Source organism: Pelatocladus sp. (genome assembly GCF_059505505.1).
On record NZ_JCACKS010000268.1, the window covers coordinates 1 to 25,912 of the forward strand.

Here is a 25,912-nt window from a genome sequence, read left to right on the forward strand (position 1 = left end):
TTACCCACCAAGGCATTAATTCCTTTTGTTATCTCAAAATAAGCGAACGGGCAGAGTTGTGCAAATATGCCATATTCGCTTATATTTAGTTGCCGGTAGTGATCGCGCCCCTTGTGAGAAATCCGGGCAAAAGAACTGATTGGCAACAGATAAAACAGGTAGTGACAGTGATTAGAAATTATTCATTTTGCAAATGGGTGGTCGTAATTGTTACGGTGGCATCGCTCCTGATTATGCCGACAATCGGCAGTGGTGCCAATATAAAAAGTGAGTGGAGGTTGGGTGGTCAGAACCTAAACAATACTCGTTATCAAGCAACTGAAGAATACCTCAGTCCAGCGAACGTGGCTAAATTGTCTCCTAAATGGGTTTTTACAACAGGCGGTGACATCTCGGCGACACCAGCGATCTTAGATGGATCTGTATACTTGCCTGACTGGGGCGGTGACTTGTTCAAGATCGATGCACGGACAGGTACACAGATTTGGTCAAATAGTATCGCCAACTACATCGGCGACCCAAGTATCCCAAAAGCGGTTTCGCGTACAAGTCCAGCGGTTAAGGGGAACAAAGTGATTATCGGTAGTCAGGAAGGTGCCTTCCTGATGGCAATTAACAAAAATACAGGGGAGCTAATCTGGAAGACAAAACTTGACTCCCATCCAAACGCTATCATCACTCAGTCTCCAGCTATTTATGGCAACCGTATATATATTGGGATTTCCTCATTGGAAGAGACAATAGGTAGTATAGATCCAAATTATCCGTGCTGTATCTTTCGCGGCAGCATGACGGCGGTCAATTTAACCACCGGCAAGATATTGTGGAAGACCTACACCGTACCGGACAACGGTGGTCAGCCAGGTGGCTACTCAGGTGCAGCAGTGTGGGGTAGCACACCAACAATTGATCCTAAGCGCAACTTGGTATATATAACAACAGGTAATAACTACAATGTGCCTCAGACGGTAAAAGATTGCATTGCAAATCTCTCAACGCCCAACAATCAATCGCAGTGTCTCGATCCCAACAATCATTTTGATGCGATCATGGCACTCAATCTCGATACCGGCGCGATTAAGTGGTCAAATAAGTTGCAGGGATACGATGCATCTAATCTAGCCTGCTTTGTAGGCTTGAATCTGGCAAATTGCCCGGATCCAAAGGGAGAGGACTATGATTTTGGTCAGGCACCAATACTGTTTACTGTGAAGAATGCTGGAAAACAACGCGACTTAGTCGGCGCTGGGCAGAAGAGCGGTATATTTTGGGCGCTTGACCCAGATAGCGGCAAAGTTGTTTGGAGCCAAATCGTTGGCCCTGGTGGTCCACTAGGTGGAATAATGTGGGGTTCGGCTACGGATGGCCAACAAATTTATGTTGCGAACTCAAACTCCCTATCCCAGAAGCACACGCTACAGCCCTCAGGTGAGACTATCACAGGTGGGTCATGGAGTGCGCTCGACCCAGCAACTGGCAAAATTATCTGGCAGATTGCAGACCCAGGCGATAAGGACGCTCTGCCTCCAACGACTTTACCTCTTGGGAGCGCTCAGGCTCCAATGACAGTAGCGAATGGAGTTGTTTATGCTGGCTCTATGGCAGCAGGGCAAGGCGTAAATAATATGTATGCATTGGACTCAAAGACTGGTGATATTCTCTGGAGATTTAACAGTGGAGGGTCAGTGGTTGCAGGTGCAGCGGTCGTTAATGGCTCAGTGTATTGGGGGTCTGGCTACAAGCGCTACGGTCCAACCGTGTCGAATAATCAGTTCTATGCATTCACAGTCTTGCCATAGAGCTTTGGTACTGTTAGAAGCTGTTTGAAAAGTCAGGCAGTTGTAAAAAAGCTCTCTCAGTATACACAGTGAATAATATCAAGCAGCCTTGAGAGAGCGACACTCGTGGTGCATACCCCAGTAACTTAACCCGTGCACAATATGAGCGCCCGACTAGCCGCATTTTTTCGTTGCTAGCAACGAATGAAACTAGCACATTTTTCAAACCAGGGCTAAAAGCTTTGCTATATAAGGCTTATGAAATTTGCTAGTTAGGAGTTAAACCGTTTCGCTACATCACCTATTAAAACCTAAAATATTAATGTTCTCCTTTTTGAAGAGAAAGGATGTGGCCTTGATTTGGCTTTGAACGACCTGCAAGTATATCTAGGTAAGTTTTCTCTATGATTGTCTTGCCTGTGCTGGAAACTATCTGAATCCACTCGCTTAGTGACAACAAAAATTGTGACCATGAGTGACTAAAAATTTTATGAAAACCATTGACTCCCAATTGTTGTACTCGTTTTTGTATTTCCTCTGGAGCAAAGAAAAACGTTGGACGGGGGTCTGAAAGTATACTATTGATTTCTAAGCTGCTCCGACGTTTCCGGTGAGTTGCACCTAGCAAACAACTGTAGCTTATGTTATGAAAATAATTATAAAGAGTACTCAATACGTCTCCATCACCCGCGATATCCACATACACTACCGATAAATTGCTAGGAAGCAATTGCATCTGGTCGTAGGTCAGTACCTGGTTATAATATCCAAGACTTTCAACAAAGGACAAGTTTCTTGATGAGGTAAGACCAATTACCTCGCATTGAGAGTTCTGGTTCTGAGATAAAAGGAATGCAAGCCCAATCGCAGTCTTGCTTGATGCACTAGAAATCAAAATTGCTTGGGTGTCGAAAAAGTTATTTTCGTTCAAAAACTCATTTAGCACAAAAGCGCTCATAAATAGTGGCCAAAAAAGCGCCCAGAGGTCTTCTTGTTCTGGTACATAGAGGGAATTGTGTTTTAGCAATTGGTATTGATTGTACAATGGGGGAAACTTGCTCCTATGCAGTGATGCATCGATAAAGCCTTCTTGGGATACAATATCAGGTTGCAGTATGAGATGAGTTGACATTGGCACGAATCCAAAAAGGCGATCGCCTTCTGCCACACTGTCTTTTTTAGAACGAACGACCTCAGCAAATCCCCAGGCTGGAATACGTCCCCAAGCTTCCTCCGCAGCAGGAAAAAAGTCCCAGTATCCTAAAGCCTCTCCTACCAAAGCATAAGATATATTGTTCGCGGTCAATGCAAACTTATCGACTTTTAAGAGCACTTGATCTGATTTTAAATCTGCATCAATTTCTGTAGAGACGAATTTATATTGGCTTGGGTCTTTTCGGTGTACGATAAAGTCTGTAGCATTTCCAATAGTTGTCAACATTAGTATTTCCTATGGAGTTTTTGACAAATCAAGGTTTGTAGAAATAGGTTAAGCATTTTCTGTAGAGAATTAAGTTTTGGTGCTCAACTTAATTTTTATTCCTAGTTAAGTACATTCAAATAGCGTCTTCTTCCTTCATCTCACAAAATGCCCAAATTTTTGCCGCCTTCCTTTTTCCTGCATACGTTGTTCTACGCTTTGCCAATCTGGAAGTTTCGTATTTTCTTGATGCCAATTTACAAAACCTGCTTCGCTGCCCCACTTAACTAGCTTTGGCATGACTTGACGATGTACTCCTTGATTACGATAGGTTTTCATTGATGCTTCGTCTTCCCAGAGACTGAGCGTCCAAAATTCGCCATCTACCCATCGATATCGAGTATTGAGCTTGCCAGAGGCACATTCAACTTGAAGTATAGTCCGCAGACCATAGAAGACCAGCAGTGGAATATAAAGAGGTGATTTGAGACGCATATATGTTGAAGATACAAATACCATCTTTACTCTCTCCTTCCTTTTACTATAAAAAAGTTGTGTAACATAAATTTTTTTTAGAAACGCTGATAGCAAATTTTTAATGCAGGCTGACTATTAACTAAAGCTAAGTACAAACAACATCTACCAACTTCTAAATTCCAATAGAAAATTGGAATACCAGGACTAGATAAATCTTCTGTTATCACCTCTGATAAATCTCGAAAAGTAACTTTCTTAAAGGAAATCAACGCCGAAAGTGCTTCTGCAAGAATAAACAATAAACCTATTTCACTTAAATCTCTACTTTCGAGTGAAATGCTATTTCCAGACAGTAGTTCTTTCAGTTCTGACTCTGAAACATTCAATCCCAACAAATGAATTCCCTTCTGAATTTTGTAGCAATCTAAAGTTTGAGATAATTCAGACATACTGTTGCTCTACCAAGAAGTTTCATCAGGATAGTGAGCCAATTGAAATTCTGGGAGTATGCAACTTTGAGAAAATAAACATCGCAACTCTTGTTTTGAAAAGATTTTTGTTTAAGCTTGTAGCGATCACCTCAGCCAATACGGTTCGGTTAAGGATTTTTCGTCATGATTTGGGAATGTAGAGACGTTGCAGTGGAACGTCTCTACAGGGTTTAAATGCCAATCGATTTGTCTTATCCGAACCGTATTGTCATCTCAGCGATCACCACAAACATTCTTGTCATTTAACCAGAAACTTTAACTTCTCGAACTTTTGACACATTTGTACTGTTTAGCTGTTGGTCACTAGAGCCTTGAGATTTTACTCTAAGAGTAGTTATATCCTGTGTCCAAGGCTGGAGTTCGGGTCGATATTGGTAGCCTCCAAACTCTTGGCGCATTTTTGCCACCTGGCTATTAGTAGGCACACCTCTAGTCTTAATCCAGTAGCCCAATGCACTGAAACCAAAACTGGCTGATGAAGACAACAAACCGAAGACATTGTAGAGATTTCGCGGAGCCAGTAAGCCCTTAAGCCCAAAGCCTTTCCACTGGAACATTATGTACCAGATAGCAAGGTAAAAGTAGGCATATGTCAAACTCGTAAAAATGTTATGCTTTTTAGGTTCAAGTTTAGCGTTTTCTAGATAATTACCAAAGTGGTTAATCGTGCAGTAATGTCCAAGCAATTGATCTGCTCGGTAGGCATCCATCAACCCAATGTTGGCATCTTGATCAACAAGCTTACTAAACTGCTCGTATACATCAGAAATGACTCTCTTGCCGACACCAGCATTCTTCAAGTACGCATGAATATACTGTGGATCTAAAAACCATTTGCCCACATACATAGGTAAAATAAACCCAAAGAACCACATATATTCAAAGTAAATGCGCCAACTCATGATGCTGGCATGACCAAGATGCTTGTCATGATTTTTCATGGCGTGGTTAACTGTACTAGTATAAGCAAGATTAAATTTGTTATAGATAGCGCGCTTCTCTTCTGCGTCAGGTTCACCAGCGAGTTTGGCGCGGATGATTTCTGTCACACTTTCAATCTCAAACGAAATCATCGTTGTTCCTAAAGAATAGAAAGCATCGAAAATACAAGCCGCATCACCAAGTACATACCAGTTATCTGGGGAAAACATAACCTTGCTCTTATGGGCAAGTCTTGGTAAGTAGTGAAAGTCTACATTCTCACCACTAGTAAGCAAGTTATACAAGTTGGCATGATTTGCTTTGAGGAAAGCATAAAACTTTTCTTGAGTATTAATATCAGAAGCCGGAATCACATCATGGTGATGGACAACACCAATTGATATTTCCTGAGTATCCTTGTCTGTGGGAATCATCCACAACCAGTGACCATGACCAAACCAGTGATTAGTGGCATAGTAATGGCTGCAAGTTGCACTGTAGGGATCATAACCGTCATGAAAGATAGTTCGATCTACATGTTTAACCCGTACCCAAGCTGAACCACTATTGATTCCAAAAAGATTTTCTGGGCCGAATAAGAGGTTGTCTGTCTTATGTCCAATAATAAACTTGCGACCCGAACCATCAATGACATGTTTGGCCTTGAGTTCGATGTCTTCATTACCCAGCTTGACTCTGACTGTTTTGAGGGCATCCCCTGGAGTCAAATCTACATCAACCACGCGACCATTGTAGAAGGTAGCACCCATTTCTTTGTTCATTCTCAATAAATCCCGCTCAAATTTAGCCCGGTTCATTTGAAAAGTTTGAATGGGTGAGCGTCGATTAGACCAAACGTGGTAGTGATCGTCAGTTGTTTCTGTTTTCGCCGGGTCTTTAGCCCAGTGAAAATTCAACCCAGATTTGGGAGGATGATTTTCAATTAAGTACTCATGAAGACCTAATTCCTTAGACACAAACAAGGTCGCAATTTCGACCATTGATTCACCAAGTTTGAGGTCTTTGTCTGTACGCTCCTCTGGGCGGGGGTCAACCAGAGCAATTCGGATATTTGGGATCTTAAGCAAGAGGTGCCGAGCTTGACAGACTCCTACAAAACCTGCACCCATAAGAACGACGTCGTATTCTTGCTGTTGAATAGTATGCATTGACAACTCCACTTTTAATTTGTTAAAAATCAATTTGCAATCAGGTCAAGATGAAACGCTAAAATTTTTGGGTTTTCCAGTCGTCATCCAACCTCAGACCTTGGCTGCAATTGTGCTTGATATCGGTAGTTTTTAAACTCCTGTCGCATCTCAGCCACTTCAGTGTTAGTAGGCATATGTTTAGTCTCTTGCAAGTAAGCTTTCTCGCTCACAGCACTGTCTAGTGCTCCTTTCAACAAACTAAAGAAGTTGTAGAGATGGCCTAGAGCTAGCACACCCGAAAGACCAAAGCCTTTCCATTGGAGAAGGATGTACCAGATAGCAGTGTAAAAGTAAGTTTGTTTTAAGCTAGCAAAGATATTGCAATACTTGGGTTCAAATTTTGTGTTTTCCAAGTAGTCGTCTTGAGGCTTAACTGGTGTGTAATCTCCAAACAATTGATCGGCTCGGTAGATGTCCATCAATCCGATATTGGCACCTCGGTCTACTAACTTGTTAAAGTCCTCGTACACTTCAGAAATCACTCTCTGGAAACTAGGAGTTTTCTTGAGATACGCACGAATATAGTTTGGGTCTAAAAACCATTTGCCTACATACACTGGCAAAGTTGACCCAAAAAGCCATATATACTCCAAGTAGATGCGCCAACTCATAACACTGGCGTGTCCCAGTTGCTGAACACGATATTTCATCAGATGGTTGACTTGGCGTGCGTAAGTAATACAGAAGTCGTTATAAGCAGAGCGCTTCTCTTCAGCATCAGGTTCGCCAGCGAGTTTAGCGCGGATGATTTCTGTGATGCTTTCGATGCTGAATGAAATCATTGTTGTTGCTGAAGAATAGAAGATATCGAAACAGCAGGCTGCATCACCAAGCACATACCAGTTATCTGATGAGAACATAACCTTACTGGTGTGAGTAATGCTTGGTAAATAGTGAAAATCAACATTGTCACTGTCACCACTGCTGAGTAACTTGTACAAATTGGTGTGATTTGCCTCAAGAAAAGCATAAAACTTTTCCTGAGTATTAATGTCAGCAGCCGGAATCACATCACGGTGATGAATCACGCCAATAGAGATTTCTTGAGTGTACTTATCTGTGGGAATCATCCACACCCAGTGACCATAACCAAACCAATGATTGGTGGCATAGTAATGGCTGCAAGTTGTACCGTATGGATCATAACCATTGTGGAAAATATCACGATTTACATGTTTGATATTGACCCATGCAGAGCCAACGTTGACTCCATCCAGATTTTCTGGTTCAAACAGAAGATTGTCTGTTTTATGTCCGACAATAAATTTGCGACCTGCACTATCAATGATATGTTTGGCTTTTAGTTGGATTTTTTCGTTGCCCAACTGCACTTTAACTGTTTTTAAGGCATCACCTGGGGTCAAATCTACATCAACAACACTGCCTTGAAAGAACTCAGCACCCATCTCTTTGTTCATGTGTAGCAAGTCTTGCTCAAATCTAGCGCTGTTTATTTGAGTAGAATCAAGTTCAGGTTGGCGATTACACCAAATATGATAGTAGTCATCTGCAATTTCCGTTTGAGTAGGGTCTTTCGGCCAGTGGAAATTCGAGCCGGCTCTGGGCAGATGATTTTCAACTACATAGTCATAAAGACCAAGTTCTTTACAAACAAACAGTGTGCCAATTTCAATCATTGACTCACCAGGTTTGAAGTCTGCTTCTAAATCTTCTTCTAGACAAGGAGCAATGAGAGCTACTCGAATATTGGGAATCTTCAGCAATAGGTGTCGGACTTGGCAGTTACTAGCAAATCCTGCACCTAGTACTATGACATCATATTCTGATAATTGAGTGCTGTGCATTCACAACTGTCTCCGTGTTGATTTTTACATTTGACCATAACTTTGTATTCAGAACTTATAAGCTAATTAGTTTGTACAACCAGCGCCACCATTCTTTCAGCCCCCCGAGTCAGTTGAATAGGAAAGGTGAGGACTTGTAGCTTATCCCCTGAAAATACATTCTCAAACAAAACACAATTTTCTTTGGTTTGAGTAATGGCCAAGTCAATATCCAAAGCATTGGTTGCTTTACGCAAAGCCTCTACTGCCGCCCAGATACGGATGCCAGCTTGGTCTAGGGAGTCATGAATATTTAACAACTGTTGCATCAATGGTTCGCGGTCGTAGCTCAACAAAGCCATCCATTCTTGTTGTGTTCTACGTGTGACAGGAACAATATCACAACCTTGAAGCCCATAACCAGCGACACACATGCAGACATAGTCATCATGAGAGAGAGACACATTTATATCCTTTCCTTCTAGTCCTTCAAGTATAGGTTTACCTGAATCAAGCCATCTAATCTGAACCTTTTGCAGACCTGTATTTTGCAGGGGCATTGGTGTATGGTCAATATTGATATCCTTGACTTTTAGTGAAGTTGATAGCGATGTGTCCACCATTTAACACTCCTACTAATTAGAGGTGATGCCATTATTTATTAGTATTAAGAAGCTTTGCGATCGCTCTTGAGAACACAGGAAGTTCTCGCTGATGACGTTCCGCTCTAGATAGTTCATGTAAACCTGGAAGATAAACTAGAGATACTTCTGGTACAGCTAGCTGAAATTGTTCAGCCCAATGAGTTAATTGAGTACACAAAATTTGTTCATCTCGTTGGCTTGGCTGTGCTAGTTCTTGGGCTGTGGGATGATCTTCTCGATGCTCTAGAATTCTTAACTGATAGCCTTCTAGCTTTTCGATCATTTGCCCATCTTTGTTAAAGGCAAAGACGGTACTGCTATATTGTTGACCATCTCGACCTTCAAGGGTGGCAACTGCAATAGCCTTGTGTGAAACATTTTTATCTAGTTGATAGAGTTCGATACTATCAATACGAATTGGAAGACTAATATCTTGTGGAATGATCAGCTGCACAGCTTGCAGTAGCGAGTCTCGGGAAAATGGGTCTCCAAGTAGTAAAGGAGATGAAATTTTACCAGCAAAGCTATCCTTACCCGTTAACGAAGACGCGCGTATTTCTGTACTAAAGACACATTGGTTGGCGTTAAGAGTATAAATCTCCTGGAGGCGCTGAAAACGTAGACCTTGGAATAGCAACCAACTGTAGAGATCCTGCTGTGGCTGAATATCTAAAGGAGTTTCTGGGAGTTCGACAGTCACTTTGGGTAGATTGCTATCGATATTCAAGACAAAGGTTGCCGAAAAATGATCTATAGCAAAGCCTGTCTGCTCTGTTCTTATACCTGCACGTACCCTCTGTTTAGCACCAGCAGACCAGTCTTCAATCACCTCTGCATGAATTTCAATATCCACACCTTCTACAGAGTCTACTACAATGGGTCGCTCAAGGCGGATATCTTCAATACGCAGTGCTGAGAAGTGAGACTGACCTGTAGCATAGGCAATCACCTGAGCCATAGCTTCCAGACCAAATACAGTGGGAAATAGATATGATCCTTTGTATATGTGATCCTGGGTATAAACGTCTTTTTCTATACTCAGGTGAACCCGTGATATCACTTCCACACCAGGTTCGACATGGATGATCTGCTCTAAGAACCTTGAGGCAGATGGCACTGAGGGCAGCTTTGGTAACCATGTATCATATTTTATTCTGCCTACAACTGCAACTTGGCGATCGCCAGGGTCACTCAGCATCAACTTCAGGAATCGACGCACTCCTTCTTCTTTGGAGATGGGATAGAGTCCAAGCTTAACTAAAGCTGGAATACTACCCATACGTTCTGCCATGCCAACCTCTTCCCAATCAGTAAAGGCGATGGTAAGAACAGATGTTTCTGGATGTTCCGCCTCAAAGCGGCGCAAAATCATATCTAGTGCTTCATTTGAAAAAGCATACCAAGCATTACCCGGCACACCTATGATACCAATAATCGATCCAAAGCCGACAAAAAGTTTTGGTGGATTGTCTTGCAACGCATTGCAGAGATTGAGAGCGCCGAGGACTTTAGGTGCAACTTCTGCACGTGCAGCTTGTACAGAAACCTGCTCTACTCTTCTAGCTTTATTGAGTCCAGCACCGTGGATCATACCTGTGATGTTGCCCATTTCTTGGCGGATTTGGTGAATCAAAGCGATCGCTGCTTCTGCGTGGGTAATATCACACTGATAGTATTGACAAGTTAATCCTGCATTATTAAAGCTTTCCAGTGTGCTAGCAATCTCATTGTCTTCGCCTTGTGGCTGGGGTGAACTGCCGACTAGTGCCATACGCACGCCTGTTGCTTGGGCAAAAGCAAGAGCGCAGGTAGCAGTGATGCCTTTAGCACCACCTATGACTAAGATAACATCGTCTGTTGACCAGGAAATTGTTCTGGTTGCATAACTTGCTGGATGCTGTAAAACTGGTCGAGGAATACGTCGAGTCAGTTCGCAATCATAGCCAACTGCCGTATAAATCTCAGGTGTGGAGAGTTCATAGATTAAATGTTTTGCCAGCAAAGCTGGATTAATCTCTGTAGAAAAATCGATCACTCGGACTTTCAAATTGGGTCGCTCGACATGGATACTGGCTGCAAAGGCTGTTGCACAGCACTGTTCGATATTGGCAACCTGTGGTTGCTTACCGAAATATCCTCCGCCAAACTGAATAAAAGCCAAGGTCGTGGGCTTGTGTGGTTCGCTGATAACAGGTGTGAGTGTTGCTACGGTATGTAGCCGTCTGATGATTTCTTCTAAATTAACGTCTGCTGACAACTGATCGCTTGTCACTTGAGGAAGAAAAGCAATAAAGTGAGAACAATCAATGTTGTTAATTAACGCCTCATTTGCTTCCGCAAAGACTTTTACATGAACCTGTGCGCCTCGGCTTTGCAGTTCTTTTTGCAATGCTTCTGCTACAGTTCCCTGCTCCGGAGTACAGAAAATCAGCACATTTGCGGTTTTCCAATGGTTTTGTTGGCTGTCATTCAGGTTTGCTTGAGCTTCCTCAATGGCATATTCAATATTAAAGTTACGCGCCCAAGACTTTTGCCCCAAACTTGCCAAAGTTGAGGGTTTAGTCGAACTCTTAGGGGCTTGAGGTACATTCGGCTGTGAATGCTCTAAGGTACTTGCTTCTGAATCAAGCTTTTGTAGAGCATTGGCAATTTCCGTCAAGGTGGCGTTAGCAAATTGTGAAGGATCAAGACGTCCTGGTACTTGGACGCGCTTGGCTGCTTCTGCAACTAACTCCCCGGCTTTGATTGAGTCAAGATTTAAATCATTGAGTAGACGCAAGTTCATCGACAGGGTTTCTCGGGGAAAACCTGTACGTTCTTCTACCAGTTTCAACAGAAGATTAGGTATTGATGCTGGCAAATTTAAGGCTTGAGTAGATACTGTTAACTCTGGGGCGATCGCTTCTTGATTATTTGCGATCGCCGCACGAATCACAAGAGCTATTTCTTGGAGTGTCGCATTGGCAAGAGTTGCTGGATCAATCTTACCTGCTATATTACATTCCTTAGCCAAAGTTGCAATTAGATCACCAGCTTTAATCGAGTCTAAGTTTAAATCGTCAAGCAGTCTTGCTTCCAGTACAATGTTTTCTCTGGGATATCCTGTGCGTTGAGCAACCTGATTTAACAGAAGTTCCTCAATCGCTTCTGTCTTGTTATGGCTATTAGAGGTTTCTACCTTCGTTTTTAACTTTGGCTCCACAGAAACGGGAGAAATTTGTGCTTGGTGGTAATCCTTAACGGCACCATTGTTAAGTGACGGCAAGTTTTGCATGTCTGCTCGCACTACCTCGGCGAGAAACTTGCCTCTTTGAGAGAGGTAATCGAAAAGTACTTGAGATACAACCTGTGGGGAAACATTGCTGCCATCAGCAACCATTGACTCGACCCGATCTTGAGAAGGTAATATGGTTCGGGATGGAGTAACAGCAGAGACTTGAAATGGATGCTCGCAAGGATTCTCAATAAAAACACGATTTGATGCTGGGATAAAAGGTCGGACAAGACGCTTTTCATAAAGCGCTTCCCAGTTGATTTCGCTACCGTGAATAAAAAGACTGGCTAGCACGGTGTTGAGATCCCTGTCCATTCCAGGTTTTGACTCAACAGGTAGACACAGAAAACTACTCGGTTCAAAAATATCTTTTACTAAACCTGAGAGAACTTTTCCAGGGCCTACCTCTATAATCAAATCGCATGACTGGGCTAGTTTTCCAACCAAAGCAACAAAGTTGACTTGGGCTGTAACTTGGTGTGCAAAATGCTCGCGCAGTTTGAGTCCTGGTTGTACTTGTTGTCCGTCCACACTTGAAAATAGCTGGATAGTGATTTCCCCAAGGTTTTCTGGAACTGATGCATGATTTTGGAGATGTTCGACTGCTCCTGAAACCAATTGAGAATGAAATGCATGAGAAACAGGAAGTTGATATGTTTGAATGCCATGATCTGCGGCAAGTTGAATCACTTGTTGAATGCTTGGGCGATCGCCAGATATAACCACCTGCTTAGGACTGTTGATATTTGCTACAACAGCATAACCACTAACTTGCTGCAAGAGTTTAACGGCTGCTTGGTGCGAGCAAGCTAAACTGACCATAGTTCCGGCATCGTTTTTTGATGTAGACATGGCTTGCCCTCGAACTGTAGCGAGGTTTAGCAAATTTTTGTCATCAAAAGCACCTGCAACCCGAAAAGCAGTAAGTTCACCAAGACTGTGTCCCGCTACTGCCACAGGCTTGATGCCAAGGTTAGCAAGTCTACGAGTCCAAAGCAAAGAGGTTAGGCAAATAGCAGGTTGAGCAACTTGTGTTTGGGTGAGTGCTGTTGACCACTCCTGAATCTGCTCTGCATTAACAGCTCGATCTAAAGGACGGAATATGAATTGACTAATTGCTTGCGCTCCCATTTCCTGTAACCAGCCATCTGCTTGCTTTACAAGTCCGCTAGCACAGCTATAGCGTTCAACAAGGGTGCGCCCCATGTTCAATTGTCCAGAACCTTGCCCGGGAAACAGAAAACCAATTCTGCGGCGAGAAACTGTGTTACCAAGCCAGATATTTTTTTGTAGGCTAATCGCGATCTCTCCTTTAGCAGGAGGTTTGTTGCTCAACATTTTCTCAAGTTGCTGGAGACTGTCAATCAACTCGTCGGGTGTATCAGCAATGATAGCTGCCCGAACTGGGAATTTTAAATCCAATTCCTGAGTCAGGTGTGCTGCCAGATCGGTAAGTTCGGCAACGCTAATTCCTTCTGCAAGGCTGATTACAGCCTGGGTGCGTCGCCGCAAACCTAAAGTTGACTCTGCACCGAGTACAAACAGTTCTGTATCTTGCTTAGAAACAAGTAAAGCACGCTCTTCAATAGATGTTGCTAGACAAACAGAGGGACGATCGCCAGACTCAAGAGTTACGTGGCAGTTAATGCCGCCAAATCCCATTGCCGAAACACCTGCTCGTAGAGTTTCGGTTTGACTGCGGATTTCTCCTTGCAGGATTGGGTAGATACAGCTAGCAGATGTTTCAAATACTTGATTAGGTTCTTTGCAACTAGCGGTTGGTGGTAGGATGCGAGAATTAACGGCCATTACAGCTTTGATAAATCCTCCTACACCTGCTGCTGCTTTTGTATGACCAACTATTGATTTAAAGGAGGTAATGCCACAACTGCGCTTAGTTATCTCCCCATCAGCAGCCATAGCTAGTCCAATGGCTTCCAGTTCTGCCCGATCGCCCACAGGAGTACCTGTACCATGTCCCTCAATCAAATTAAGGTTGCGAATGTTGTAACCTGCTCGATCATAGGCCTGCAAAAGTGCGATCGCTTGACCTTCCGCTTTAGGTGCAGTAACGCCGCCCCTGCCATCAGAAGAAATACCCCAGCCACGCAATACTGCATACACATAGTTGTCATCTCGACGAGCATCTTCTAGACGTTTGAGGACAACAAAACCACAACCTTCACCTGGAATAAAACCGCTAGCTTTTTTGTCGTAGACTGTCATGTCTCGAGCGGTAATTGCGCCCATCTTGGCAAATCCAACGATCTCAAAAGGATCTAAACTAACATCGACACCTCCAGCAAGTGCTAAATCCAAATCATGATTAACTAAGGCTGTAGCGGCGGTGGCAATTGCGATTAGTGAAGCAGAGCAAGCACCGTCCACTACATATCCACCACCGTTGAAGTTAAGAAAGTTGCAGATTCTGCCAGCTATAGTGTTGGAAAGGCATCCAGCCAGAGAATCCTCTGTGATTGTTGGGAATGCTGACTTGTAGTATTCTTCCGTAGTTTCTATTAGTTCATTTAATAATTGTGATGGCAATCCTCTGGCTTCGGCGGCTGCGCGCATTGCTTTTTGAACGTAGGGCCAGCGTAAGCGCATCACATTAGACCGCATTTGCTCCCCGGTCAGTGTGTTACCAAGTACTACACCTGAACGTTTAGTGACAACGTTTTTACGTGTATACCCAGCATTCTCTAAAGCAGAAAGTGCAACTTCAAGTGCTAGCCAATGAACAATGTCTGCCGATTCAACAGTTTGTTTGGGAATATGTTTACCAATCCAATCGAACTTAAAACCATCAATGACAGCAGCACGATTTGCGTAGGTCTTTTCAGCCAAAGTTGGGTCAGGATCGTAGTACTCAGAAAGTGGTAGTCGCTGCTGGGGTATCCTGCGAAATTGAATCCGCCTGGCAAGTATGTTTTCCCAAAGCTGCGGTAAATTATGGGCGCCAGGATACCAACAACCCATTCCAATAACTGCGATCGCAGGATTAGACATTAGATGCTCCAGTGTGTTTAATTCCACTTTCAACTGAAATTGCTTTATTGCCGTTGAAGCAGGTACTTTTAATGCAGGCTGGTTGATATATTTTTTCTATCCTCTTCAAGCAATTGATCAAATTTAAGCCAACTTGAATTAGGCTTCAAGTCTTTGTTTTGTCCACAATAAATAATCGCCGAAACAATTTTATCTTTATAAATAAAAATCAAGTGTGTTTGTTATAGACATTTTTTCGTTACTAATGATATAGTAATTTTTAGTTCCGAACCTGTCAATAGGGTTAGAACTCAAATTTATCCCTTAAGGAGCATAGACCATGCTAGACAAGAGTTCAGAATTGTGGATTTATGCAAGATGCCAACAAAAAAAGAAAAAGTCACTTTCATCTGTGATTTAGACACAAAAACGGAACTGGAGCATTGGGCCAGAGAAGAAAGGCAAACAATTAGTAGCCTTGTCGGATCAATTGTTGCTGAAGCGCTCACTGCAAGACAAAATAAAAAAAATATTAAAAAAGAAGTCGAACCAGAACCAGAAACTATTCATGAGTTAGTTCAACGCAATATTAACAAGCTTCGACGGCGTACAAGAGTTAGAAACCTCAAATTAATTGCTAGCGCTGAGGTTTTACCAACAAAAGATGATTTCCTTTTGATAATGCAGGCCTTAGCTGTACCTGAGAAATTACAACAAAAGCTTTGGTTTGCAACCTACGGCAATAATAGCAACTATCAGAAAGGTGTTAGAAATGGAACTATTTAAAGTTCTCAATCAGCCTCACTGGAACTATTTTTTTACCCATGAAGGTATAACAATTAAAGCTCCTAGTAAACAAGCTGCAACACGGTTAGCTTTAATGTATCGGGAATGTTTGACCGAGACAGCCTACAATATCAAAGGCAAGGTAAAAATTACTTGGCAATACTGTAAATCTCCCATCCAAATTTTTGGTTGGATGGCATTAGAACAATCACCAACAGCAGATGAAACAGCAGAAGCGATTTTATGCACAGATGGTGAAGTACTATGTTCTTTACTACATCTGCCTGTGCCACTATTAAAGCAGATAGTACAGGCAGGAGAAACAGAAAGGCCCGTTTCCATTGTTAGATGTTCCGACCGCAAACAAATCATCATTAATAAACCAATGGAGATAGCATTACAAACTCCTGCTATCGAATTAACTCAACGCATAATGACTCGTTTTTGGCGTTTGAGCGATTTAGAAACACTAGAACGTAAATTTCTTATGACAAACCGTTTTAGATGGAAATATAATGCCGCGCTTAATCTCCGTACTTGGGCCATCTTAGAAAGCGAATTTGAAAGGTTCGAGGTTAATGGACAGTGGTATTCACAAACTACTTTCCTAATGAATCCTGAACCTATACCTTTTTCTAGCGATGTCATAATTTCGGATATTGACAAATCAATAGATAACTGACAAAAAGTTGCTGTTTGAGTATTTATCCGGATTTAAGAGTATAAAGACACCTCCAGAAATTGACTTTGTTGAATTATAGGGTTTTGAGGCTGACGTAGGAACGTGGGAAGACTCAGACGCGGTGATTATTGAGTTATGCAAATTCCAAAATCATCCCGCAATTATGCAAAGTCCAGAGATTAAATCACATAACAAACAATACAGCAGAATTGAGGCTCATTTTTGTGGAGGTTTAAATGTCTTCATTCAAAAAACTCAATCATTTTCATTTTAAGGAAAAATAAAAATCATGTTCTTGCAAGAAAATACTCAAATCTCAGAAGAAATGCCATCACAAATGGTAATGATTCAATTGGCAACCAGCTACTGGGTTTCACGAGCAGTATACGCTGCTGCAAAGCTTGGTATAGCTGATATGTTAAAAAACGGCCCACACAGTTGCGACCTTCTGGCAAATTCAACTAGAACAAATCCACAAGCTCTCTATCGACTCATGCGTGCGCTTGCTAGTGTGGGAATCTTTGCTGAGAATAAACAGGGATGCTTCACCCTCACACCACTAGCGACTTATCTTCAGAGTGATGCTCCTAATTCGATACGTGCTTTTGCGATTAGTTTTGGTGAAGAACATTACCGTGCTTGGGGAGATATTATCCACAGCATACAAACTGGTGATAACGCTTTCCAGAATTTATATGGTATGCCAGTTTTTCAGTATTATGCACAAAATTCAGAGGCGGGAAAGATTTTTGATGAGGCGATGACAAATGTTTCAGCAAAAGATAAAGTAGAGGTCGTTGCTGCATATGACTTTTCATCTATCCACAAACTAGTAGACGTTGGTGGTGGATACGGGAGTTTTATAGCCTCCATTTTGAAAGTTAATCCCACAATGGAAGGTATTCTCTTTGAGAGACCATCAGTGATTGCAGGAGCAAAGAGTGTTCTTGAAACAGAAGGGGTTTCAGAACGCTGTCAAGTTGTTGCTGGAAACTTTTTGGAAAGTGTACCAAGGGGTGGCGATGCTTACATTCTCAAATACGTCATCCATTTATTAGATGATGAACGTGCGATCGCACTTCTTAAGAATTGTCACAGTGCTATGGTAGAAAATGGCAAACTTTTGTTGGTTGAGCAGATAGTTCCACCAGGTGATGAACCTTCCTGGAGTAAGTTTCTTGATATCCATATGCTAATAGCCATTTCCGGTGGTCGTGAACGTACAAAAATGGAATATCAAACTCTGTTTGAGGCTTCTGGCTTCAAGCTGACCAAAGTGATCACTACAAAGTCAAACATAAATTTGATTGAGGGAATCCGAGTATAAGCTTGGAGACACCGTAAATCCAAGCTCTGAGCCTGTTTTGAAAATGGCCGTGGTATAAATATCTGGCATGGGCTTTCTGTAGTTCTTGAGTTGTGGTTGTGGTAAACAATAACTCTACTACGGAAAGCTCTGTTTATTTTGGCGAAGGTATTGTCAAATGTACCCGAATTTCTCCCAAGCGGTGCGATCGCTAAGTAAGGTGGAATGCAACACAATGTAATAATACTCACTTTGGTAACTTGATACTATAGTTCAGTAAAAGCACTTGTTGACACTACTGAAACAATATATTTTATGAGCAGCAAAAAAATTTTTACTGTATTAGGAACTATTATTGCACTTACTGTCTTACCTTTATGGTTGGCTCAGAATAAGGCAAACAGTCAAAGCTTACAACTGGATAACTCAGACGAGAAAAAGATAATAGGAACCTGGCGTGTTGCAGTAGATGTCGATCCAAATCCTATAGGAGACCCGCCAATATTTTATGCTTACGCTACTTTTAATGAAGGGGGAACGTTAATTGAATCAAGCTCATATTCCCTTGAAGGTAGTCGTCCCGGTCATGGAGTATGGAAAAAAACCGGTAAAAATGAGTTTAAAGCTGTCGTTGAGAAGTTTATAGAGTTTAACCCTATTACTCAGCAAAAAGGAATTTTTGTCTTCAGAATAGAAGAAGTGATTAATTTGACCGGAGAGAATAGTTTTCAAGGTTTTGAGCAAGTTTTACTCTGTAATGATGCAGGAGAAGAATGTCAGTCTCTTGGAACAGCTCATACTCAAAACAGCCGCCTGAAAGTTGATTAAATAAGGTGATTTTACAATACGTCTAATGTGAATTAAGTCTCGAAACCCTTTTAATTTCGTTGATCTGTACGTTCGCTGATTTTTAGAGTCGAGCAGGAATTAATGCCTTGAGGGTAAAGGAATAGGGCGATAAGCAGTGCTAGCGGAATTTTCCGGTAGTCTGTAAGAAATGTTGTGGAGAGGGATAAGCGTATGGTGGTGAAGCAAATAGGTAAAAATTAATTCTCTTGGGCATCGATGTCCAAGGAAACAACTTGATTGTGGATATCCTAAAGCTTGTACCGTGTAATACTTGGGGAAAACTTTGAGACTAAAAGTGTAATACACGCAAAAGAGTAATGCTCAAACGCGACATTCAATCCGATGATTATCGATTTTAGAGAGGTGAGAGGTAAGCTAATCGTCATTCATTTTTCCAGACTGATTCACTTGTAGTAAGGGCTTTAGCCCTGGTTTTATGCAACTGTAGTTTAGACTAAATCGGTGATGTTCAAGAAAAAAAGGGAGTCTGATTGAATACAGACCCCCTTTTGGCAGAACCTGAGAGAAATACTACTAACTCTCATTCGCCAATATGAAACGTGCCAGATTAGAACAATTCCGTCAAGCCGCCTATGAATATCTAGGTAGAGCAAAAGATGCTACCTTTGAATTGACAGATGCGATATTGCTGACCAAAAATATTTATTGCCTAGCAGAGTTGTCCTTATCACCAGTATTTAGACGCAAGTGGCCAAGTATCTATGAGGCACTACAAGATAGCAGACCACAGCGACAGAAATTGATGCAGCTATATATCAAACAGATACTAACGGAGAAACGACCTCTATTGGCAGGCGACCACACTAACTGGTCACGTCCAGATGCAGTTAAACTCAAAGAAAAAACCTATGAACATAGTGGCACATCCATAGCGGGAAATAAACCAATAACCGTAGGACAGGGGTATAGCACAATTGCCTGGATACCAGAAAATGAGGGTAGTTGGGCATTACCCTTAAGACATGAAAGAATTACAAGTGCCGAAAGTCCAATTAGCAAAGCAATTTGGCAATTAAAACAGGTATGTAAATATTTAAGAGTCAGACCGATTTCCCTTTGGGATAGTGAATACGGTTGTGCGCCTTTTGTCTTAAAAACTGCCAATATTCCCGCAGATATTTTAGTAAAGATGCGATCGCCTTAGCTTTCGTAGATAGCTTTCGCTTGATTATGTTTATTGCTGTTGGGTTGGCACTGGCAAGTGCAATCGTTGCTTTGGTGATGATTGGGAAAAACAAAAAGCAGATGAACGAGACTTCAACAGTTTAAGTAATTCATTCTGGCAATCGTATTTGTTGTAAACACCTATACATTGCCCTTTGATCAATTGAGATCGTTGTGATTAGGTGCTGGCAATTGAATGATCTCAGAAAAACGTGAATAGTTAACCGTATCGGTAGGAGGATAATCTGCCGACACTGCAAGGGACTTCCAAAGAATAAATTAATCAACAAAAACCAAGAAATCACGCTTAATCAATAATAATAATCATTATTATGGAGAGAAAGCGGTTGGGGACGGCAACCGCTTTCTTCCTCTTTTAAATATCCATGAGAAGCTTTGCACTCTCTAGCAAATGTCAAGCGCATGATAATAATTAGGGCTTGCTGAAAAAGAAAGAAAAGAAGACAATATCTAGATGAAAAGAGCAAATAAGTGGATTCAGGTGCAAGGAAAGAAGGTAAAATAGCCCAATATCCTTGCATCAAGTGGTTAGCTTCAGCACGGTGTATCAGAAATAACTATGTACCGAAAAGAAGAATCAACTCCAATTCCAGCGTCAAGCTTTGAACTTCCGTTCGAGGGCAAGTTATTATCAGATAATCGTTGGGTGATAATGGCTGATTTAATACCCTGGACAGAATTTGAATCGGAATATTCTTCCGGATTTTCCACAGAGATGGGAGCACCAGCGAAATCATTTCGGATGGCATTAGGCGCATTAATAATCAAAGAAAAGTTAGGAATAAGCGACCTTCGATTCAATGAACTTAAAAATGGGGCAGGCTTCTAAAAAAATAACTCATTGGGCCAAGTGGATAAGCCTAAACCAAGCCTGCCCCATTTTTAAGAGGAGAAAAACTGTGACAGAGAAACAGTAGAACAAATTAAAGAGAATCCTTATCTACAGTACTTTATAGGGATGTCATCCTATAGTAATCGAACTCCATTTGACGCATCAATGTTAGTACATTTTCGAGAAAGAATTAGTGGAGAGTTAGTTAATAAAGTAAATCAAGAGATGGTGAAGAAGATGTGCTTAGAAACATCATCTCAAGCAACTCAACAAAAAACAGTAGAACCAGAAAAAGAAGTAAGTGAACCTAAAAATCAAGGGAAATTAATTTTAGATGCAACTTGTGCGCCAGGTGATATCAGCTATCCAACAGATTTAGAATTATTAAATCAGGCGAGAAAGCACACAGAAAAAATTATAGACTTGCTTTATGAACAGGTGAAAAGTCAATTGGGTAAAAAACCAAGAACGTATCGAGAAGTAGCTAGAGCAGATTATCTAGCAGTAGCGAAAAAACGTCGAGTATCCCAAAAGGATAGAAGCAAAGCCATAAAAAAACAACTGCAATATATCAAAAGAAATTTAGCTCATATTGAGCAATTAATGTTATCAGGAGCTAGACTCGTAAATTTAAGCAACAGACAATATAAGATGTTGCTCGTCGTCACAGAAGTTTATCGTCAACAACTCTGGATGTATGAAAATAAAAAGCAGAGTATTGAAGACCGGATTGTAAGTTTAAGCCAACCACATATCCGTCCCATAGTTCGAGGTAAAGCTGGGAAACCTGTGGAATTTGGGGCAAAATTGTCGGTTAGTTATTGCAATGGCTATGTGTTTTTAGACCATATTAGTTGGGATAACTTTAATGAATCAACCGACTTAAAAGCACAAATAGAATCTTTTAAAGACTTTACCGGGCATTATCCAGAATCCGTTCATGTTGATAAAATTTATCGTACCAGAGAGAATCGAGCTTGGTGCAAAGAACGAGGGATTAGAATTAGTGGCATCCCTTTAGGTAGACCGCCAAAAACTGTTAGTAAAGAAAAAAAGAAGCAAGCTGCATATGACGAAAGGATTCGTAATTCTATTGAGGGTAAGTTTGGACAAGCTAAAAGACGATTTTGCTTGGGTAGAGTGATGACGAAACTAAATCATACTTCTGTGACTGCAATTGCTATTACTTTTTTAGTCATGAATCTTTCTACTCAACTTTCACGGTTATTGTCTGCTTTTTTATATCTATTTTTCCAAATTAGACCTAGTGTACGGTCTAATATTATTGATGATTATACTTTGAAAGTGTGCAGATAATACACACTTATGTTTAACCCTGATGAAGTGACTAATCAATCCTTCTCCTGCTGTTTTCTGACTTTTTCAGCAAGCCCTAACTTAACCACAGGATGTTTACCTTTCCATGTCATATTTTGAGCAAAATTTAAAGCTGTTTCAACTTCATCTAAAATACTGCCATTCCAAGACTTTTCTAATATGCCCCATACTCGTTCGATTGGATTGTATTTGCTGTGATAGGGTGGATAGTAGGCTAAACGTATATTAAGTTGATTAGATTGAGCAAACTCGACTATACGTTTCATAAACCGAATCGTTTCTTCGCTCGGTAACTGTTCATCAGTATAACCATACTTCTCGATTAATAGCTTTCTTACTTGGCTTGCTGTTAGACGTGTATACAGTCTCTGACTTTTAAAACTAGGGTCGGTTTGACTTTGAGAATCTACTAAGTTTCTAATATCTTCTAAAAGATTTGGTAAATGTTCTTCTGCTTTCCAGCGTCCTCTGAGAAAATAATTATCTACACAAGTAATCCCACTGGTTAGTTCTTTAATTCCTTTACGAATAGTATTTCTATCCCATCCCAACTCTTTTTGAGCCAGTAGTTGCCCTCCGTAACCTAATTCCATGACAATTTGTGCTTGAAAACGTCGCCTTGCTGCACCTTTGAGTTGGCTTGCTGTTTCCTTAAACACTTTTTTGACTGAATCAGTTAATTCTATCAACACTCCAAATACCCAAAAATTGCTCTCCTCATTGAATTTACTACAAAAGCGGTAAGGAGAAGCAGCCCTTGGCTGCTTCTCCTTACCCCTCTAACAATGATTATCATTCTTTGAAGTGGTGATTTTATTGCTTGGAAGTCCCCTGTTTTAACAACTTTGTATTAGTCTTTTGCACCAATAAAGCTGTCCAATTCTTATTACCCTAAATTGCTGCGTAGTTTGGCGATGTCACGATGTGGGGGAATACCAAATAGTTTTTTATATTCCCGTCCGAAATAAGACGCGTCATCGTAACCGACACGAAAGCTGGCACTCGCCACGTCCATGTTTTCGGCAAGCATCAGACGGCGTGCTTCCTGAAGCCGTATTTGTTTCTGGAACTGCAAAGGACTCATTGCCGTAACAGACTTAAAATGAGAGTGAAAACCTGAGACGCTCATACCGATTTCACGGGCTGTATCTTCAATTTTTAGCGGCTGATCAATGTTCTCGCGGATTTGCTTGACGACCCTAGAGATGCGTTGCACGTCGCCTTCGGTAGTGATAAGCTGACCCAGCCGCGCGCGTTGCTTTCCCTTTAAAAGTCGATAGATGATCTCACGGATAATGAGCGGCGCGAGAAACTTCATTTCGTCCGGCGTGTCAAATAATTTCACCAATTTGACGACCGCATCCAGTAAATCGGCATCAACTGGACTGACATCCATCGCCTTGACTCCGGCAGTGCTTTTTTTTATTTGGATGCCGGATTCAATCATCACCGCAGCCACAACCGCCGGATCTAGGTCTATGCGAAGATTTAAATAAGGTTTTTCCGCGGAGGCTTCGACGACATTGCTCATAATCGGCAAATCAAGCGTCGAGATTAAGTAATGACCGGAATCATAGTGAAATAATTCATTGTTCAAAAGCACATCCTTACTGCCCTGCGCGATGACGCAGAAGGCAGGCTTTAATACGGATACCTCGCTCTGGGTTGGTTTCGACGATTGATAAATGAAAATGCCCGGAAATACTTGCAAAAGGCTGTTTTCGGGAGCAAGACGAACCATTCTTTCGATCAGTTCTTCCCGATTGATCTGCATCTTTTGCTTTTCAAATTCTGCTTGTTTCTGGTTCATAAATTCATCTTAAACGCTTTGTTTGGCTTCAGCAGGTGACGCGGCAGATTTTTGGAGAATTGTCCGGTTTTTTTCGATGAACGTCCTCACGCTATCCATTTTTACGCCCGTATCATGGAACTCATACAGCAAAAGTAAAAATGCTGTTGATAAACACCAGATTAATATTTGGAGAAATATCAGATTAATAGAGCAACAATTTCAATCTGTAAATCTGATCATGCCAAGGAGAGAAATTATATGAAATATCTATTAATTTTAGGAATGATGACTCTTATGCTCGGTGGGCAGACGACTTACACCCAAGCAGAACAAAAAGGACAATTAGAAAAAACAAAAGAAATGGAAAAAATCACCCCAACCGCATATACAACCTTTAAGGTAAGCGATAACGTGACGATGTATAAGGTTACTTTTAAAAACCAATACAAAATGAACGTTGCCGGACATTTATTTATCCCCAAGAATTTAGATCAGAGTAAAAAACATTCGGCAATCATTGTTGGGCATCCTATGGGAGCTGTAAAAGAACAAAGTGCCAACGTGTATGCTGCAAATATGGCTGAAAGAGGGTTTGTAACTTTATCTGTTGACTTGTCTTTCTGGGGTGAGAGTGAGGGCGAACCACGCAACGCTGTTGCGCCTGATATTTATGCTGAAGATTTTAGTGCAGCAGTTGATTTTCTTGGTACTCGTCCATTCGTTGATAAAAACCGAATCGGAATCATTGGAATTTGTGGTAGCGGAAGCTTTGTTATCAGTGCCGCTAAGATTGACCCGCGAATGAAAGCGATCGCCACTGTCAGTATGTACGATATGGGAGCAGCTAACCGAAATGCACTTAACCAAACGCTGACCCTTGAGCAGAGAAAGAAAATCCAACAGGAGGCCGCAAATCAACGTTATGTAGAGTTTACCAATGGTGAAACTAAATATACGAGTGGGACTGTACATCGATTAGATGAAAACACCGACCCTATCCAGCGTGAGTTTTATGATTTCTACCGGACACCGAGAGGGGAATACACGCCTAAAGGAGGCTCACCGCAGCTCACAACGCACCCGACACTCAGCAGTAACGTGAAGTTTATGAATTTTTACCCGTTTAATGACATAGAAACGATTTCTCCTCGTCCTCTGCTTTTCATCACGGGTGATCAGGCTCACTCCAGAGAGTTTAGTGAAGATGCCTACAAACGTGCAGCCGAACCCAAACAATTGTATATCATTCCCAAAGCAGGACACGTTGATTTATATGACAGAGTTGAGTTAATTCCCTTTGACAAACTCACGTCATTTTTTACCGAACATCTAAAGTAACGTGTAAATCGCTATTCAGGAACGCCTCGATGATCAGCCTGTGGGCTGGATGGAGCAGGTTAGCGACGAGCAGTATGGAGGAATATCTTAATGCTTTTGAGATGGTTTTCCATCAAGGGGAAAAACTGCCAGCAGAGAATGTTGATTTTAGTTCTCGTCCTAGTGATGTCCGTGAGTTACTCAGCCTGCCGTGCTGACAACAGTATGACTCGCAGTGCCTCGTTGAAGATGCCGACTGAAATATTAACCAAGCAGGCAGACAGTATGAAAATAAATATCAAGGTTAAAGACAAAATTGTTACAGCCACTCTGCTCGACAGCAAAACTACTCAGGATTTTCTTTCCCTACTGCCATTAACGCTGACGTTAGACGATTACGCGAAAACCGAAAAAATCAGTTATCTATCAAGAAGATTATCTATTCAAGATGCACCCCCAGGCAGCGATCCTGCTGTTGGAGATATTGCTTATTACGCTCCCTGGGGGAATTTGGCGATATATTATCGAGATTTTGGTTACTCAGATGGACTCGCAGGGCAAACGCATCTAATTTCTAGAAATATTGTTCTGCAAGGCTTCAACAGTGGTCTTAGCTATATTTTTAGGTTAATTTTTGCGCGCTCGGAAAAATTTTATCTGTCTGGAAATTCTTTATGCTCAAAAGTGAATTTTGCTCTTACAAGTGCAGCAGAAAATCTCACAAAAATACAAATATGTACAATTTGTGTATAAAAAGTATTTGTAATCGACCACGGGTGAGTACAAACTAAAAATAGTCAAAAGCTTTTAAACGCT

16 protein-coding genes and 3 pseudogenes are annotated in these 25,912 nt (G+C 41.5%); 10 read left to right on the forward strand and 9 right to left on the reverse strand.

Annotated features, from left to right (window positions below; all coding sequences use genetic code 11):
• Positions 1-167: 167 nt before the first annotated feature.
• Positions 168-1,799, forward strand: a complete 1,632-nt coding sequence (locus AC5JMK_RS28445) for an outer membrane protein assembly factor BamB family protein (protein WP_495911529.1) — start codon at positions 168-170, stop codon at positions 1,797-1,799.
• Between the two features lie 298 nt (positions 1,800-2,097).
• Here AC5JMK_RS28445 and AC5JMK_RS28450 read toward each other — a convergent pair whose 3' ends face one another.
• The 7 genes from AC5JMK_RS28450 to AC5JMK_RS28480 all read right to left on the reverse strand — a co-directional run bounded on the left by AC5JMK_RS28450 (position 2,098) and on the right by AC5JMK_RS28480 (position 15,009).
• On the reverse strand, positions 2,098-3,219 hold the full coding sequence (locus AC5JMK_RS28450) for a DUF2855 family protein (RefSeq protein WP_495911530.1): 1,122 nt from the start codon (positions 3,217-3,219) through the stop codon (positions 2,098-2,100).
• Positions 3,220-3,354: 135 nt separating this feature from the next.
• The gene (locus AC5JMK_RS28455) at positions 3,355-3,717 is read right to left on the reverse strand and encodes a DUF3291 domain-containing protein (protein WP_495911531.1); all 363 of its coding nucleotides are present in this window, start codon (positions 3,715-3,717) and stop codon (positions 3,355-3,357) included.
• A gap of 53 nt (positions 3,718-3,770) precedes the next feature.
• Positions 3,771-4,124, reverse strand: coding sequence for a hypothetical protein (locus tag AC5JMK_RS28460; protein WP_495911532.1), 354 nt, complete (start codon positions 4,122-4,124; stop codon positions 3,771-3,773).
• Positions 4,125-4,408: 284 nt separating this feature from the next.
• Positions 4,409-6,256 carry an NAD(P)/FAD-dependent oxidoreductase gene (locus AC5JMK_RS28465; protein ID WP_495911533.1) on the reverse strand — a complete coding sequence of 616 codons (1,848 nt, stop codon included), beginning with the start codon at positions 6,254-6,256 and terminating at the stop codon, positions 4,409-4,411.
• 83 nt (positions 6,257-6,339) lie between these two features.
• On the reverse strand, positions 6,340-8,103 hold the full coding sequence (locus AC5JMK_RS28470) for an NAD(P)/FAD-dependent oxidoreductase (protein ID WP_495911534.1): 1,764 nt from the start codon (positions 8,101-8,103) through the stop codon (positions 6,340-6,342).
• Positions 8,104-8,165: 62 nt separating this feature from the next.
• A complete protein-coding gene (locus AC5JMK_RS28475) occupies positions 8,166-8,705 on the reverse strand; it encodes a 4'-phosphopantetheinyl transferase family protein (protein ID WP_495911535.1) in 540 nt (179 codons plus the stop codon).
• Positions 8,706-8,736: 31 nt separating this feature from the next.
• The gene (locus AC5JMK_RS28480) at positions 8,737-15,009 is read right to left on the reverse strand and encodes an SDR family NAD(P)-dependent oxidoreductase (RefSeq protein WP_495911536.1); all 6,273 of its coding nucleotides are present in this window, start codon (positions 15,007-15,009) and stop codon (positions 8,737-8,739) included.
• Between the two features lie 357 nt (positions 15,010-15,366).
• Between AC5JMK_RS28480 and AC5JMK_RS28485 the strand changes: the two genes are divergently transcribed.
• From AC5JMK_RS28485 to AC5JMK_RS28510, 6 genes and pseudogenes are all read left to right on the forward strand, one after another.
• On the forward strand, positions 15,367-15,774 hold the full coding sequence (locus AC5JMK_RS28485) for a hypothetical protein (RefSeq protein ID WP_495911537.1): 408 nt from the start codon (positions 15,367-15,369) through the stop codon (positions 15,772-15,774).
• Entirely contained in the window at positions 15,761-16,456 is a 696-nt protein-coding gene (locus AC5JMK_RS28490) for a hypothetical protein (RefSeq protein WP_495911538.1), read from the forward strand. The genes AC5JMK_RS28485 and AC5JMK_RS28490 overlap by 14 nt, the downstream gene beginning before the upstream one ends.
• A 289-nt stretch (positions 16,457-16,745) precedes the next feature.
• Positions 16,746-17,783: a methyltransferase gene (locus AC5JMK_RS28495; protein ID WP_495911539.1), complete on the forward strand. Its 1,038-nt coding sequence runs from the start codon at positions 16,746-16,748 to the stop codon at positions 17,781-17,783.
• A gap of 294 nt (positions 17,784-18,077) precedes the next feature.
• Positions 18,078-18,590 (forward strand): hypothetical protein, encoded by a 513-nt coding sequence (locus tag AC5JMK_RS28500; protein WP_495911540.1) that lies wholly within the window; start codon positions 18,078-18,080, stop codon positions 18,588-18,590.
• 574 nt (positions 18,591-19,164) lie between these two features.
• Positions 19,165-19,770 (forward strand): annotated as a pseudogene (locus tag AC5JMK_RS28505) (transposase); the annotation flags it as partial.
• Positions 19,771-20,376: 606 nt separating this feature from the next.
• Positions 20,377-21,966, forward strand: a pseudogene (locus tag AC5JMK_RS28510) (IS5 family transposase).
• A 77-nt stretch (positions 21,967-22,043) separates the two neighbouring features.
• Here the strand turns inward: AC5JMK_RS28510 and AC5JMK_RS28515 are convergent.
• Positions 22,044-22,673: pseudogene (locus tag AC5JMK_RS28515) on the reverse strand (ISAzo13-like element transposase-related protein); the annotation flags it as partial.
• Positions 22,674-22,873: 200 nt separating this feature from the next.
• Positions 22,874-23,797: an AraC family transcriptional regulator gene (locus AC5JMK_RS28520; protein ID WP_495911541.1), complete on the reverse strand. Its 924-nt coding sequence runs from the start codon at positions 23,795-23,797 to the stop codon at positions 22,874-22,876.
• Positions 23,798-24,037: 240 nt separating this feature from the next.
• Between AC5JMK_RS28520 and AC5JMK_RS28525 the strand changes: the two genes are divergently transcribed.
• From AC5JMK_RS28525 to AC5JMK_RS28535, 3 genes are all read left to right on the forward strand, one after another.
• Positions 24,038-25,117, forward strand: coding sequence for an alpha/beta hydrolase (locus AC5JMK_RS28525; protein WP_495911542.1), 1,080 nt, complete (start codon positions 24,038-24,040; stop codon positions 25,115-25,117).
• Positions 25,118-25,146: 29 nt separating this feature from the next.
• Positions 25,147-25,314: a hypothetical protein gene (locus AC5JMK_RS28530; RefSeq protein WP_495911543.1), complete on the forward strand. Its 168-nt coding sequence runs from the start codon at positions 25,147-25,149 to the stop codon at positions 25,312-25,314.
• Positions 25,315-25,381: 67 nt separating this feature from the next.
• Positions 25,382-25,849 carry a cyclophilin-like fold protein gene (locus AC5JMK_RS28535; RefSeq protein WP_495911544.1) on the forward strand — a complete coding sequence of 156 codons (468 nt, stop codon included), beginning with the start codon at positions 25,382-25,384 and terminating at the stop codon, positions 25,847-25,849.
• Positions 25,850-25,912: the final 63 nt, after the last annotated feature.